Source organism: Geobacillus sp. FSL W8-1251, assembly GCF_038005945.1.
GTDB classification, from domain to species: domain Bacteria; phylum Bacillota; class Bacilli; order Bacillales; family Anoxybacillaceae; genus Geobacillus; species Geobacillus stearothermophilus.
In genome coordinates, this window is sequence record NZ_JBBOUF010000001.1 from 62,312 (window position 1) to 77,668 (window position 15,357).

Annotated in this window: 9 protein-coding genes, 1 rRNA gene, 1 pseudogene and 1 riboswitch; of the genes and pseudogenes, 8 read left to right on the forward strand and 3 right to left on the reverse strand. The window is 51.7% G+C overall.

Annotated features, from left to right (window positions below):
• Window positions 1–179: 179 nt before the first annotated feature.
• Entirely contained in the window at window positions 180–1,802 is a 1,623-nt protein-coding gene (locus tag NSS88_RS00310) for a bifunctional metallophosphatase/5'-nucleotidase (protein WP_055357807.1), read from the forward strand.
• A 169-nt stretch (window positions 1,803–1,971) separates the two neighbouring features.
• On the opposite strand, the gene pepT is transcribed toward NSS88_RS00310, so the two are convergent.
• On the reverse strand, window positions 1,972–3,207 hold the full coding sequence (gene pepT, locus NSS88_RS00315) for a peptidase T (RefSeq protein ID WP_061580918.1): 1,236 nt from the start codon (window positions 3,205–3,207) through the stop codon (window positions 1,972–1,974).
• A 195-nt stretch (window positions 3,208–3,402) separates the two neighbouring features.
• On the opposite strand from pepT, the pseudogene NSS88_RS00320 reads away from it, so the two are divergent.
• Window positions 3,403–3,642, forward strand: a pseudogene (locus tag NSS88_RS00320) (pyridoxal-phosphate dependent enzyme); the annotation flags it as partial.
• Between the two features lie 82 nt (window positions 3,643–3,724).
• Window positions 3,725–3,857: riboswitch (FMN riboswitch) on the forward strand.
• A 560-nt stretch (window positions 3,858–4,417) separates the two neighbouring features.
• The gene (locus NSS88_RS00325; protein WP_060788080.1) at window positions 4,418–5,002 is read left to right on the forward strand and encodes an ECF transporter S component; all 585 of its coding nucleotides are present in this window, start codon (window positions 4,418–4,420) and stop codon (window positions 5,000–5,002) included.
• 42 nt (window positions 5,003–5,044) lie between these two features.
• Here the strand turns inward: NSS88_RS00325 and NSS88_RS00330 are convergent, their stop codons facing one another.
• A complete protein-coding gene (locus tag NSS88_RS00330) occupies window positions 5,045–5,659 on the reverse strand; it encodes a sulfite oxidase-like oxidoreductase (RefSeq protein WP_033014096.1) in 615 nt (204 codons plus the stop codon).
• 314 nt (window positions 5,660–5,973) lie between these two features.
• On the opposite strand from NSS88_RS00330, the gene NSS88_RS00335 reads away from it, so the two are divergent.
• Window positions 5,974–6,309: a 5-oxoproline transporter, DUF969 family subunit gene (locus NSS88_RS00335; RefSeq protein WP_063329575.1), complete on the forward strand. Its 336-nt coding sequence runs from the start codon at window positions 5,974–5,976 to the stop codon at window positions 6,307–6,309.
• Window positions 6,310–6,827: 518 nt separating this feature from the next.
• Window positions 6,828–8,498 (forward strand): DUF6044 family protein, encoded by a 1,671-nt coding sequence (locus NSS88_RS00340; protein ID WP_341082450.1) that lies wholly within the window; start codon window positions 6,828–6,830, stop codon window positions 8,496–8,498.
• Window positions 8,499–8,830: 332 nt separating this feature from the next.
• Here the strand turns inward: NSS88_RS00340 and NSS88_RS00345 are convergent, their stop codons facing one another.
• Window positions 8,831–9,709, reverse strand: a complete 879-nt coding sequence (locus NSS88_RS00345) for an IS982 family transposase (protein ID WP_055357903.1) — start codon at window positions 9,707–9,709, stop codon at window positions 8,831–8,833.
• Between the two features lie 399 nt (window positions 9,710–10,108).
• Between NSS88_RS00345 and NSS88_RS00350 the strand changes: the two genes are divergently transcribed.
• From NSS88_RS00350 to NSS88_RS00360, 3 genes are all read left to right on the forward strand, one after another.
• A complete protein-coding gene (locus tag NSS88_RS00350; protein WP_235435112.1) occupies window positions 10,109–10,198 on the forward strand; it encodes a putative holin-like toxin in 90 nt (29 codons plus the stop codon).
• 259 nt (window positions 10,199–10,457) lie between these two features.
• On the forward strand, window positions 10,458–11,645 hold the full coding sequence (locus tag NSS88_RS00355) for an IS701 family transposase (RefSeq protein WP_341082453.1): 1,188 nt from the start codon (window positions 10,458–10,460) through the stop codon (window positions 11,643–11,645).
• 734 nt (window positions 11,646–12,379) lie between these two features.
• A 23S ribosomal RNA gene (locus NSS88_RS00360) occupies window positions 12,380–15,307 on the forward strand.
• Window positions 15,308–15,357 lie beyond the last annotated feature (50 nt).

Consider the following 15,357-nt stretch of genomic DNA (forward strand, 5'->3'; position numbering starts at 1 on the left):
CCGATCGTTGGCGGAACACCTTTTTTGTGTTAGAACGGATTTTGTTTCTGTTGTTCTCAACAGTCAGTTGTGAATTTACAAAATATTTACGAGAAATCATCCTTTCTGCTCTATCATTGTATGGACTCGCAAGGATATAATGGGAGTGAACGAGAAGGCGAGAGAAAGGGGAACCGGGAATGAAGAATTCCAAACGATGGGGAAGACGGGTGCTATCCGCATTGGCCGCTGCAGCGGTGCTGGCCGCCACTCCAGTCGGGGCGGCAGGGAACGGGAAAAGCAAGGGGAAGCCGCCTGCTTCCTCGCACCGTTATATTGAGGTGCAGCTGTTAGGCATTAACGATTTCCACGGCCAACTCAATGTGACAAGAAAAGTCGGCGGGCGGGAAGTCGGACGGGCTGATTATTTGGCTGCCTATTTGAAACAGCGGGAGGCGGAAAACAAAAACACGCTGCTCGTCCATGCCGGCGATGCGGTTGGCGCCAGCCCCCCGGTATCAGCGCTGCTGCAAGATGAACCGACGATCGAAGTGCTCAATAAGCTCGGCTTTGACGTCGGCACCCTTGGCAACCATGAGTTTGATGAAGGAGTAGCGGAAATGCTCCGCTTGATCCATGGCGGCTACCACCCGGCGACCGGTGACTTTGCCGGAGCGGATTTTCCGTACGTGAGCGCCAACGTCGTTGATGCGCAAACGGGAAAGCCGATTCTCCCGCCATATGTGATTAAGCGGGTCAACGGCATGCCGATCGGATTGATCGGCGTCACGCTCACGGAAACACCAACGATTGTGACGCCAAGCGGCGTCGCGGGAGTCAAGTTCATCGATGAAGCAACAGCGATTAACAAAGCGGTCCGGGAACTGAAGAAAAAAGGGGTGCAAACGATCGTCGTTCTCGCCCATAACCCCGGCGTATCCAATCCGGATGGGACAAACGCCAGCGGGGAAATTGTCGATATCGCCAAAAATGTCGATGATGAAGTCGATGTGATTTTCGCCGGTCATAACCATGCCTATTTAAATGCGGTTGTGGACGGCAAGCTGCTCGTTCAGTCGTATTCGTACGGCACGGCGTTTTCGGATGTCGATTTAAAAATCGACCCGCGCACGAAAGACGTCGTCGCCAAAAAAGCAGAGATCGTGACGACCTATCATGACGGCATCACTCCGGACCCGGAAATTCGGACGCTCATTGAAAAATATGAAGCGAAAGTGGCGCCGCTTGTCAATCAAGTCGTTGGCACGGCAGCTGAAATGATCACCGATGAACAAAATGAAAGCGGCGAGTCCGCCTTGGGCGATTTGATCGCCGATGCCCAGCGGGCGGCGATGAAAACCGATTTCGCCTTTATGAACCCGGGCGGCATTCGCGCCGATATTGAACAAGGCGAAGTGACGTGGGGCGAGCTGTACAACGTTCAGCCGTTCAACAACCAGCTTGTGAAAATGACGCTCACCGGCGCGCAAATCCGCCAGCTTTTGAATCAACAATGGCAGCCAACCCAAACGCGCATGCTGCAAATTTCCGGCCTCCGCTATACATGGAGCGCTAGCAGACCAGCTGGGGACAAGGTTGTTGACATTCAGCTTCCAGATGGCACCCCGCTTCATCCAGACGCTGAATATACAGTAACGGTCAACAGCTTCCTCGCCGACGGCGGTGATGGGTTCACAGTGTTGACGCAAGGGCAACACCGCGAGGTCGGCCCGGTCGATTTGGATGCCCTTGTCTCGTATATTCGCGGTCTTGAGCAGCCGTTCTCGGCACGAATTGAGGGGCGGATCAACCGTCTTCCGTAACAGGTGTTGACCGAGGAAAAAGGATGGAAGGGCGAACGGTCGCTTATCTAATGAAAAAGGTGTCCCCAAAAGACTCGGGACACCTTTTCTTTACTCCTAACGGGCGGGCTTGCAGCCGCTTGTGCTTGGACGATCGAAAAAAGATCGTTCAAGAAAGGTTTTCCGTAGATCAAGATGCTTTTTGCTCGAACAGCTTGATGATCTCCACGATCACTTCGGCCGATTTCACCATTGTATCGGCGGAAATGTATTCGTAGCGGCCGTGGAAGTTTTCGCCGCCGGCAAAAAGGTTCGGCGTCGGCAGCCCCATGTAGGAGAGCTGCGACCCGTCTGTACCGCCGCGGATCGGTTTCACTTTCGGTTCAATGCCCAAGTTCGTCATCGCTTCGTGGGCGATGTCCACAATGTGGCGCACCGGCTCGATTTTTTCGCGCATGTTGTAATATTGGTCGTTGATTTCGAGCGTGATTCGGTCGTTTCCATATTTTTGCGCAAGCGAAGCCGCGATCTCTTTCATTTTCGCTTTGCGAGCCTCAAACTGTTCGCGGTCAAAGTCGCGGATAATGTAGTGAAGTTTCGTCTCCTCTACACTCCCTTGGAATGAAAGCAAATGGTAAAACCCTTCATATCCTTCCGTATGCTCAGGCGCCTCATCGGCTGGCAGTTGCTGTTGGAACTCCATGGCGATTTTGATTGAGTTGATCATTTTTCCTTTTGCCGTGCCTGGGTGGACGTTTTTGCCTTTGATCGTGATTTTCGCTTCGGCAGCGTTAAAGCTTTCGTATTCCAATTCGCCAAGCGGCCCGCCGTCGACCGTATAGGCAAATTGGGCGCCGAATTTGGCAACGTCAAATTTGTGCGGTCCGCGGCCGATTTCCTCATCCGGGGTAAAGGCGACGCGCACTTTGCCGTGCTTGATCTCCGGGTGTTGGATGAGATAGTTCATCGCGGTCATAATTTCGGCGATTCCGGCTTTATCGTCAGCACCAAGCAGCGTCGTCCCATCGGTTGTAATCAGTGTATGCCCTTTGTAGCCGGCGAGCTCCGGGAAATCGTTTGGCGACAAGATGATGCCTTGTTCTTTGTTCAACACGATGTCGCCACCGTCGTACTGTTCGATGATTTGCGGGTTGACGTTGGCTCCCGTAAACTCCGGAGCGGTGTCCATATGAGCCAAAAAGCCGATCACGGGCACGTTTTTGTCCGTATTGGCCGGCAGCGTCGCCATCACGTAGCCGTTTTCGTCGACTGTGACGTCTTCCATGCCGATCGACTTCAGCTCTTCGACGAGCATTCTCGCCAGCTCCCATTGCCCTTGAGTCGACGGGCATGTGCTGCTTTCTGGATCGGACTGGGTATTCACTTTGGCGTAGCGGATGAAGCGTTCGATCAATTCTTGTTTCATTTGTTCATCTCCTTTTTATGTATGAGTGTTGGGTGAATGCGTGAATCGCTTCTCCAATGCAGCGGAGCGGTTCCGTGTTTATTTTATCATATGCGATCTCCAACAGGGAAAGAGGGAGCGCCATGCGGCGCACGAGTTTTCCGCGGCCGGCGAGGCGGTTGGGATTTCGAAAGCGAAGGAATTGGGCGTCAAACCATTGGCGATGAGGCGATTTTGGCCGAGAAGCGGACGGTGGCGGAGCTCGAAGGGGCGTTCGTTTGCCCGGAAGGAGCGGCGGCGTTTGCGGCGGCCCGAAAATTGCGCGAGAGCGGCTGGATTCGCGACGGGGAGACGGTCGTCGTGCTCAACACGGGGACGGGATTGAAATACGCCGATTTGGTTCAAGTCGCCCCACCGGTGCTTGAACCGGGAGATTCGCTTTCGATGCGGGAATAATCAAGCTGTGAGCAAAAAACATAGACAAATTGAAAACAGTATTGTATGCTAAACTCATCAGAATAATTAAAAATGAAAAACGATTCATCTTCGGGGCAGGGTGAAATTCCCGACCGGCGGTGATGAGGCGCTTCGCCTCTCAGCCCGCGAGCCGCAAGGCAGGATCCGGTGCAAGTCCGGAGCCGACAGTATAGTCTGGATGGGAGAAGATGAAGGTTTGCCGGCGTTCGTTTTGGCGCATGCGAACGTCTAGTTGCGCACACCCTTTTTCTCCCTTAAGCCTTGTTCGGTTTAAGGGAGTTTTTGTTGGCGCTCGCAGCGGCAGCCTTCTTCTTGTGAGGATGAATCACGAGAAGGGGAGGAGAACAAGCGTCAACTACCCCCACTTAGCTAACGCTTGAAGTGGGGGCTTGCAACTCCCCAGAAGTGCAAACGGACTTCGTCCTCCTTCCTTGACTTGGGGTTGCATCAGGGGGCAGGTTGACGACTACCCAACGACGCAGGTCATGCCTGCATCGTTACCGATTCTCTCGGTGTGTCTGTTGGCAGTACTTGGCTTCCACACACAACAGACGGACCTACGCTCGATGTTTTACGGTTACAACGTTTCCTGTAACCAACTCCATACATCGAGTAGCCGTGATTGGAGTGCCTTTATTGAACGGTTTTCTCCACGCCTTTATTATATCATACACAAAAGAAAGGGGGGAACGCGCATTCCTCTCCCACTTACTCCCTTTGGTCGTTGAAGTGGGAGTCTCCTGCGCGAAATAGGATGAAACGTATTTCCATCCGCGCCTTTGTCGGCATCGGAGTGTTGGGCGCCATGGCGCATGTGCTGATGATGCTCAACTTTCCGCTGCCGCCGTTTCCGAACTTTTTGCTTGTTGACTTCAGCGACATCCCGGCGCTCATCGCCGCCTTGTTGTACGGCCCGCTCGCCGGCGTGGCGGTCGAACTATTGAAAAACGTGCTGAACTACGTGTTCGTCGGCAGTGCGACCGGCGTTCCGGTCGGCCAGATCGCCAACTTCACTGCCGGGGTGGCGTTCCTTTTGCCGGTTTCCTATATTTATCGGAAAGCCGCATCGAAAAAAGGCTTGCTGCTGGGGTTGGCGGCGGGAACAGTGACGATGGCGCTCGTCATGAGCGTGCTCAACTACTACGTCTTTCTGCCGGCGTATACGCTTTTCCTCGGCGCTCCGCAGATGAGCGCACCGGAAGCGAAGGCGTTGGTGGTATCGGCGATTTTGCCGTTTAACGCCGTCAAAGGAGCGATGGCGGCCATCGTATTTCAGCTTCTCTTTTGGCGCCTTCGTGCTTGGCTTGAGAAACAAGCGGCATCTCGCCAAGCCGCTTGAGGAACAAAAAGCGAGGGTTTTTCCCTCGCTTTTTTGCGTTTGTCAAAAGCGAATCCGCGGCACCCACTCGGCAAACCGTTCTTCTTTAAACGGATTGGCGGTCATCGAATAGCCGCGCTCCTCCCAATAGCCCGGCTCATCTTCTTTCATAAAGCGGATGCCGGACGCCCATTTCGCCCCTTTCCATAAATAAAATGTCGCCGGCGGGATGAACCGGAGCGGATAGCCGTGCTTCGGCGAGATGTCCTGCCAGTCGTGATGCTTGTCTTTCCATCGATAAACAAACAAGGCATCGTCGCCCATCAGCGCGTCAAGCGGCAAGTTTGCCGAATAGCCGAACCGGTCGCCGTTTAAGTAGCCGTAAATTTTCACATATTTCACGTCGGGATCGAGATCGACGAAGCGCAAAAACTCGCGGAAAGCGATGCCTTCAAACGTCGTATCAAATTTCGACCACGTCGTCACGCAGTGCATATCCACGGTCGAAATCGTCTTCGGTAGCCGCATCACTTCCTGATACGACAGCGTCACTTCCTCTTTCACATTGCCGAACAATCGGAAATTCCACGCCGCTTCATCGAATTCGTACACATCGCCTTCATGCAAAATCGGCCATTTTTCCGTTTCGAATTGGCCGGGAGGGAGTTGTTTGGTCATGGGGAGGCACTCCTTTTTCTGCTAAATTTCTCTTAATCATTATACAAAATAGGGAAAGGGGATGCAATAAAAAGGGGCTCGGTTCAATTGCTGCGGCGGCATTGTTGAGAGAGAACAAATTCCCCCAAATATTGATTGGTTTTCGATTTTTCTTAATTATATAATGAAAATGATGAAATTGATGAAATTGGAATAATTGTTCTGAAATACGGAACAACCGAAAGAAAGGGGGAAGAAAAAGCTAGTGAAGAAATAAGGAAGCGAGATGAATGAACCACAATGTCAATACGATGTTTGGAGAGGAGAAGAGAAACATGGTGCTCATTGGCGTGTTGATCGTCATCATCGGCTTCATTGTTCGCATTAATCCGCTTCTTGTCGTGACAGCGGCTGGATTGGCGACAGGACTACTCGCTCATCAATCGCTGTATGACATTATTGAACAAAAAGATGAAAGTTATACCTCGCAAACATGCCCTGTTTGCGGGAAGAAAAATAAATCTTCTTCTAGAAATTATACATGTCAATGCGGGTACAAACGACACCGTGATATCCATGGGGCAATGAATTTATTTGCCAAAGTATATTATGGTGAAATCCGCCCATTGGAATTTACGGTCAAACCGTTTACGTATCGACGGATTGCTTAGGTATGAAGTCGTAGATGGCGAGTTCCCGCCCTTGAGTATCATGGATACCTGAATCCGTGACAGCAGCTCATCAAAAGCACCGGAAAACGTAATCATATCAAGGGTTTAGCCCAGTTTCGGATGTTCACTTATTGAGTGAAAAGCAAAAAGTGTGATATTTGTTGATTTATCAAGCTTTCTCAGCAGTTTGAACGCGTTTTTATCACGGATTCAGGATGGATACTCATGTTGCCTGTGGCTCCCAACGGGACGGGTGCCAGGTGTTGCCTGCAGATAGGCTGCCAACCAGCCTATCATGCATCCACCTCCGAAGGGGAAACAGGAAACCCCCACTTCGATAAGTGGGGGAGGTTCATGTAGGTGTACGTAGAGAAAGAGTGAAAAATGCGAATAAAGAGAGAGACTAAGAAGGATGCAGCCACCTTCATAAAATCACCACCCCCTTCGTCGATAGGAATAATTTTCTTCTCATTGCACATCGTATCCAATAGAAACTTGGAAATAGGAGCGTTATGCCGATGGTCGAACAACGAGAACGATGGTTTTTCCTTTTGGCGCTTGGCGTCATCGCCCTTTACGTGTCCCCGCTTTTTCTCCTTGGCGAAAACGCCCATATTCGCGTCCACGATAATTTGGATTCCAATATCGCTTGGTATAAGGTGCTCTCCGAAAGTGGAAAAATCACCGGGCCGCTTGACGCGAACATTCCGCAAATTGCTAACGGCCAGTTGTCAAGAAACGCCCTCGGCTCGGAGCTGACCGGCATCGTCTGGCTGCACGCGTTATTTCCGACGATGACTGCGTATGCGCTCAGCCAAACGATCACAAGGGTCGTGGCGTTTTTGGGTATGTATTTGCTGTTAAAGACGCATTTTTTAACTGATCCACGCTGGATGGCCGTCCGCATCGGCGTGGCGCTCGCATTTGCGCTGACACTGTTTTGGCCGTCGGGGATGTTAAGCACGATGGGCATGCCGCTTGCGCTTTGGGCGTTTTTGAGCATCCGAAAAGGCGAGGGAAAGTGGAAGCATTACGCCGCGCTTACGCTTCTCCCGTTTTATTCCAATTTTGTGCTCGGGTTCTTTTTCTTTCTTGCCGCCATGGGTGTTCTCTGGCTCGCTGATGTGCTGCGCGGTAAGGGGTGGAACATCCGCTTTTTGACTTCCATCGCTTACATGACGCTGTTGTATTTGCTTGTCGAGTACCGGCTTGTCTACTCGTTTTTATGGGAAGACGAGCCGACAAGCCGGGATGAGTACTTCCATGCCCGCCTGACGTTTTGGCATTGCGTCCGCTTGACGTGGAAAAACTTTCTCCTCGGGCACCATCATGTCATGACCGAGCATACGTTTTTTATTTTGCCAAGCTGGTTGGTGGCGTTGCATCTCGTTTTCGTGAAAAAACGGTGGAAGCAAGAACGGCTATTCCTTTTCCTATTCGGACTGAATTTCGTCCTGTCGGCGTGGTATGCCTTTTGGTTTTATAAAGGGTGGCTGCCGCTTACGGAGCGGTTCCATTTTTTAGACACGTTTAACTTTGCCCGCTTTCATTTTTTGCGCCCGATGATCATTTATGTGCAGTTTGCGCTGGCGTTGAAAATCATGTGGCAATATAGCGAAAACGGGAGAAGGTGGGCGAAGCGGCTGCTAGCGGCTCAAGTGATCTTCGTGTTTTTGATTAACGAAGAAATCGTCTTCCGCTACGAGCCGACGGTGAAGCAATTTTACGCGGAAAAACAGTTCCAAGAAATCAAAGAATACATCGGGCTTCCCGTAGCCGATTACCGCGTCGTCAGCATCGGCATTTACCCCGCCATCGCGCAATACAACGGGTTTTATACGCTCGATACGTACAACAACTTTTATCCGCTGTCATATAAATACGAGTTCCGCAAAATCATTGAACGTGAACTGGAAAAAAGCAAAACGATCCGCACATATTTTGACGAATGGGGCGGGCGATGCTATATTTTTACAGCGGAACTTGGGAAACGGTACATGTTCACAAAACAGTCGAAAAAGCGGCTGAAGAACTTGCAGCTGAATACAGAACAGTTGAAAAAAATGGGCGGTCGCTATATTTTCTCGGCGGTTCCGATCGATAACGCGGCGGAAAATGGACTCGTGTTGGACCGTGTATTCACGTCCGATGAGTCGGCGTGGACGATTTACTTGTACAAGGTGAAATAAAAACAGCGGCTCCCTTTTGAAAGGGGGAACCGCTGTTTTCTTGATTTAGCGCTCATTCAACCGCGCAAGCTGCCGGTCGTGCCACCTCGGGAGCAGCCATAGGGCAATCAGTGTCCCAATCAATGTGCATACCATATCCCATTGCGTAGCTGGCTGGGTGAATGGCCGATCAAACGAATACAGCAGCAACGATCAGCAACAACAGCCCATGAATGCGGGTTTGCCTTGCTTGTTCCACCTTTTTTCCTCCTTGGAACAGCGAGATTTGTCTATGGTCATTATTCGGAAAAACGCGGATTTTATACAAATGAACCCGTGGTGCTAGTTGAGCTTTAGCGCTCAACTAGCCCAAGTGTAACCAGGGAATAAGCTAACAATATACCGTCTAGTGCCACTTCAAATCCGATAATCGAATTGGCTCGGATCCCCGTGATGCGATAGTGGTCAACCAGAACCGAGAACACCGTCTCGATCACTTTGCGTTTTTGTTGGATCCACTGCTCCCATGTCTCAGACGCACGATGTTTCTGGTTTTTTCGAGACGGAGTCCAAAGCGCCATTTGGTATTCTTCGTACAGCCTTTTTTGCAAGTCACGGCTAATGAATCCTTTGTCCCCAAAGTTATACGGGTGGGGAATTTGGGTCATCACGCTTTCGGCTGCGATTCGATCGTGGCAAGATGCTTCCGTCACCACATACCCCATTGGCAGCCCTTGATCGGTCACTTGAAGGTGCAGCTTCAACCCGTAGTACCATTGCTTTTTGGAAGCGCAATACCCGATGTCGGCGATCTCTTGAAACCGTTTGACGCGATGCATTCTTGCCGTATGGCACAACGGGAGCGGCAAGCTGTCCACGACGGCATAGGCATGATGTTGACCGCGTTTTGCCAGCTCATGACGGATCCATTTGATGGCGAAACCAAGCGCCCGGCAACGGCGGTTGTATCGGGAGCGTTCAAGAAACGAGCCGTTTGTGAACAAATTTCCCGTGACAAAACGATGCCACGCCCGTTCAGAAGTAAAACCGAGCAACTTTCCTAAAAGATGAATCGCGATGACCACGGCGTCTTCCTGTTTGACCAAATGGCGGTTGCGACGCTGTAGGTACATCTGAATCGATGACAGTTGGGCAGAGACAAAAAAGAAAATGGCGGCATATTGCTTTTGAATCTTTGCTTGATCTGTAGTAAAATGAAAGTGCTCTTGCATAGGGATTCTCCTTTCAATGTTTGGTTGCACTTTCATTTTAAGGAGATCCTCATGCAAGGGCTATTTTTATGCTTGTTTGAGTTTATCTAGCACCACGGGTTACAAATGAATTTCATAAGGAGAAGGGGCAGAACGGGTTTGTGTTGAAAAGAATATCGACAAGCGAAACAACAGTTTTTCGAATGTCTGATGAAAACGCCGGAGTTTCAGCGGTTATAGGAGCTGCTGTGGAAGCAGCGAGAAAAGAGGCGTTTCCTCCATGGATAGGGAAACATTCCTAATTTTCAACGAGGATGCGAATGTATATTCGTATTTGATGATTTGATGGTATAATGAAACATGCACAGCCAAATGCAGGGTGGGCAGTGGCCACTCCCTGAACGAAAGGGGGTGGTGCTGATGATGACGATCGTCGATGCGCTGACGCTCATGATTGCGTTTGCGTCACTCATCGTCGCGGTGATTGCCGTATCCAAAGACAAAAAGTAACCCACCCTGCTAGGCCGAGGCGAGGGTAGGTTACGATGCCCGAGGCTTGGGCCACTGTGCTTCTTGCAGCGGCTGTGTATGGACAGGGCATTGGTGGCCGCCAATGTCCCTGTTTTTATTTTATGTTGTCTTTGTTTTCTACTGTAGATGAGCAAATTCACTGACATAAATTGACAACTAAACAAAAAAGGAGACATGAACCCGATTCCTTGGTTAGAATAGATGTACCACCAACTATCCACAAGGAGGTTCATGTCTCATGAATAGATTAGCACATCACCAAGGAATCCACAAGTTTTTCTTCACGCTGGGGTTGACGCTGCAGCTTTCCAAACCGGTCATCAAGCATCTCATTCATATTGTCGATGCCTTGACCACCAAGGGATTCTCGGGAACATTGACTGATATTCATTACTGGAGCTTTCATCCGAATCATCGAACGACGCTCCGTCACTTTTTCACGAAAAGCCCTTGGAACGAGGAAAGGCTGCTTGGGAAGCTTCAAGAGTGGATCCTTTCCCAGGTCGAACGACTGGCCAAACGGAAGAATCAACCCCTTTTTGTTTCGATTGATGATACGATTTGCCAAAAAACAAAGCCTTCGTCACGGGCTGTGCACGCCATTCAAGGGTGCGACTGGCACTACTCGCATAAAGATCATCAATCGGTCTGGGGGCATTCGCTCGTTTGGCTGATGGTGCACACCTTCACGCAGGCGTTCCCATTTGCGTTCCGCCTGTATGACAAGAAAGCGGGAAAAAGCAAGATCGACCTGGCGATCGAGATGCTTTCCTCGCTCAAGGTGAAGCGGGCTCAGCCGGTGTATGTGCTCATGGATTCGTGGTATCCGTCCAAAAAGCTCATCGAAGCCTGTCTGAAACAGGGATTCCATGTCATCGCGATGCTCAAGACGAACCGGATTCTCTACCCGAAAGGCATCGCCATCCAAGCCAAGCAGTTTGCCCGCTATATCGAGTCCAAAGACACCCGCCTCGTCACGGTGGGGCAGGAGCGTTATCGCGTGTATCGCTATGAGGGGGCCATCCATGGCCTCGATGACGCGGTGGTGCTGCTGGCTTGGAAGGCGGATCAGCCGATGGCGCCGGAACATCTTCATTGCATCTTGAGCACCGACCGGGAACTCGGGGACGAAGACATCTTGCGTTACTATGCTCAGCGTTGGACGATCGAGTGCTTTTTCCGGCAGGCGAAAGATCAACTGAAGCTGGATGGATACCGCGTTCGCCACATTCGGGCGGTGAAACGGTATTGGGCGGTGGTGCTGCTCTCCTGCGTGTACAGCATCGCCGAATCCCGCCAAAACCTCTCCACCGGGCTGGAGCTTCTTCGGTCGCGGAAAGACCACAGCGTCGTCGAGTTCATTTATGACGCTGCGAAGCAAGGAATTCCCATTGATGTGATCAAAAAACAGCTCCGTATCGCGTAAGGGGTACCCTGTTTGTCTCTCTAACCATGGAAATTATTGTAATGAAAAATGCTCATCTACAGTTATGTTGTCTTTGTTTTCTATTATACGCAGACGGCGATGTCTATGGCAAGAAATGATTCATGTAAGAACGGACAACCAACTTATCTGCAAGGCAGATTAGACCACTGATATATAAGGAAGCTGAAGACTTGCTTCTTCAAAAAACATATACTTGTCGCTAACACCGCTTAAGATTTGGATAAAATTAACTCGGCTATAATAGTTGACTTGAGCATAATTTAGTAGTATTATACTAACCGTCGCTTCAATAGATACGGAGCGATCTAAAAGACTTAGAGAAAAATAGCATCTTGACAAACAAAAACATTTATTGTTACTATGAAAAATGTTTGTTATGAAAAGTCTTGTGATTTTTGTGATGGTATTCTCGGGAGTTTGAATGAAAGGCTTGACATCCATCACAAAAAAATGATATATTAATAAAGCATTTGAGAGTGAATTTGGAAAATCCAGATTCCTCTGTCAAGAAGTCAAAAAACGACTCAAAGACTAAAAGCAGTTGCTTGTTCCTTGAAAACTAGATAACCGGAAAAGCGGAGGCGAGTGTTTCGCCGCGATGGGCAAATGTTCTTCGCCCGCAAGGGTGCTTGCACCCGGAAGGCGAAGGTTATTTGACCCCGAGCGGCGGCGAGCCGACGCTAGACAATAAGGAAGAAGCCGAGAGCGCTGTAGGTTAAGCTAGAAAGGGCGCACGGTGGATGCCTTGGCACTAGGAGCCGATGAAGGACGGGGCAAACGCCGAAACGCTCCGGGGAGCTGTAAGCAAGCGTTGATCCGGAGATGTCCGAATGGGGGAACCCACTGTCCGTAATGGGGCAGTATCCATGCCTGAATCCATAGGGCATGGAGGGCACACCCGGGGAACTGAAACATCTTAGTACCCGGAGGAGAAGAAAGCAAACGCGATTCCCTGAGTAGCGGCGAGCGAAACGGGAACAGCCCAAACCAAGAGGCGTGCCTCTTGGGGTTGTAGGACCGCTCATTGTGGGAGTGAGAAAGGAACGGGGTAGACGAACCGGTCTGGAACGGCCGGCCAGAGAAGGTGACAGCCCTGTAGTCGAAACTTCGTTCCCTCCCGAGCGGATCCTGAGTACGGCGGGACACGGGAAATCCCGTCGGAAGCAGGGAGGACCATCTCCCAAGGCTAAATACTCCCTAGTGACCGATAGTGCACCAGTACCGTGAGGGAAAGGTGAAAAGCACCCCGGAAGGGGAGTGAAAGAGAACCTGAAACCGTGTGCCTACAAGTAGTCAGAGCGCGTTCATGCGTGATGGCGTGCCTTTTGTAGAATGAACCGGCGAGTGACGATGGCGTGCGAGGTTAAGCCGAAGAGGCGGAGCCGCAGCGAAAGCGAGTCTGAACAGGGCGAAAAGTACGTCGTCGTCGACCCGAAACCAGGTGATCTACCCATGTCCAGGGTGAAGGCCGGGTAACACCGGCTGGAGGCCCGAACCCACGCACGTTGAAAAGTGCGGGGATGAGGTGTGGGTAGGGGTGAAATGCCAATCGAACTTGGAGATAGCTGGTTCTCCCCGAAATAGCTTTAGGGCTAGCCTCGGGATGGAGAGTGTTGGAGGTAGAGCACTGATTGGGCTAGGGGCCCTCATCGGGTTACCGAACCCAGTCAAACTCCGAATGCCAACGACTTATGCCCGGGAGTCAGACTGCGAGTGATAAGATCCGTGGTCGAGAGGGAAACAGCCCAGATCGCCAGCTAAGGCCCCAAAGTGCACGTTCAGTGGAAAAGGATGTGGAGTTGCAAAGACAACCAGGATGTTGGCTTAGAAGCAGCCACCATTTAAAGAGTGCGTAATAGCTCACTGGTCGAGTGACTCTGCGCCGAAAATGTACCGGGGCTAAACGTGCCGCCGAAGCTGCGGGATGACCGTTGGTCATCGGTAGGGGAGCGTTCTAAGGGCGTTGAAGCCAGACCGGAAGGACTGGTGGAGCGCTTAGAAGTGAGAATGCCGGTATGAGTAGCGAAAACAGAGGTGAGAATCCTCTGCGCCGAAAGCCTAAGGGTTCCTGAGGAAGGTTCGTCCGCTCAGGGTTAGTCGGGACCTAAGCCGAGGCCGAAAGGCGTAGGTGATGGACAACAGGTTGAGATTCCTGTACCACCTCCTTCCCGTTTGAGCGATGGGGGGACGCAGGAGGATAGGGCGAGCAGGCGGCTGGAAGAGCCTGTCCAAGCCGCAAGGCTGATCCGTAGGCAAATCCGCGGATTGTAAGGCCAAGCGGTGATGGCGACGGAGTCATCCGGAAGTCCCCGATTTCACACTGCCAAGAAAAGCCTCTAGCGAGGGAAGAGGTGCCCGTACCGCAAACCGACACAGGTAGGCGAGGAGAGAATCCTAAGGCGCGCGGGAGAACTCTCGTTAAGGAACTCGGCAAAATGACCCCGTAACTTCGGGAGAAGGGGTGCTCGTTTGGGTGAAGAGCCCGAACGAGCCGCAGTGAAAAGGCCCAAGCGACTGTTTATCAAAAACACAGGTCTCTGCGAAGCCGAAAGGCGACGTATAGGGGCTGACACCTGCCCGGTGCTGGAAGGTTAAGGGGAGCGCTTAGCGGAAGCGAAGGTGCGAACCGAAGCCCCAGTAAACGGCGGCCGTAACTATAACGGTCCTAAGGTAGCGAAATTCCTTGTCGGGTAAGTTCCGACCCGCACGAAAGGTGTAACGACTTGGGCGCTGTCTCAACGAGAGACCCGGTGAAATTATACTACCTGTGAAGATGCAGGTTACCCGCGACAGGACGGAAAGACCCCGTGGAGCTTTACTGCAGCCTGATATGGAATTTTGGTATCGCTTGTACAGGATAGGTGGGAGCCTGGGAAGCCGGAGCGCCAGCTTCGGTGGAGGCGCCGGTGGGATACCACCCTGGCGGTATTGAAATTCTAACCCGCACCCCTGATCGGGGTGGGAGACAGTGTCAGGCGGGCAGTTTGACTGGGGCGGTCGCCTCCCAAAAGGTAACGGAGGCGCCCAAAGGTTCCCTCAGAATGGTTGGAAATCATTCGGAGAGTGCAAAGGCACAAGGGAGCTTGACTGCGAGACGGACAGGTCGAGCAGGGACGAAAGTCGGGCTTAGTGATCCGGTGGTTCCGCATGGAAGGGCCATCGCTCAACGGATAAAAGCTACCCCGGGGATAACAGGCTGATCTCCCCCAAGAGTCCACATCGACGGGGAGGTTTGGCACCTCGATGTCGGCTCATCGCATCCTGGGGCTGTAGTCGGTCCCAAGGGTTGGGCTGTTCGCCCATTAAAGCGGTACGCGAGCTGGGTTCAGAACGTCGTGAGACAGTTCGGTCCCTATCCGTCGCGGGCGCAGGAAATTTGAGAGGAGCTGTCCTTAGTACGAGAGGACCGGGATGGACGCACCGCTGGTGTACCAGTTGTCCCGCCAGGGGCACCGCTGGGTAGCTATGTGCGGACGGGATAAGCGCTGAAAGCATCTAAGCGTGAAGCCCCCCTCAAGATGAGATTTCCCACCGCGTCAGGCGGGTAAGATCCCTCGAAGATGACGAGGTCGATAGGTCCGAGGTGGAAGCGTGGCGACACGTGGAGCTGACGGATACTAATCGATCGAGGGCTTAACCTAGAAAAGCGGAGGCGCCCCGGCTTCTTCCCGAAACGGTTATCTAGTTTTGA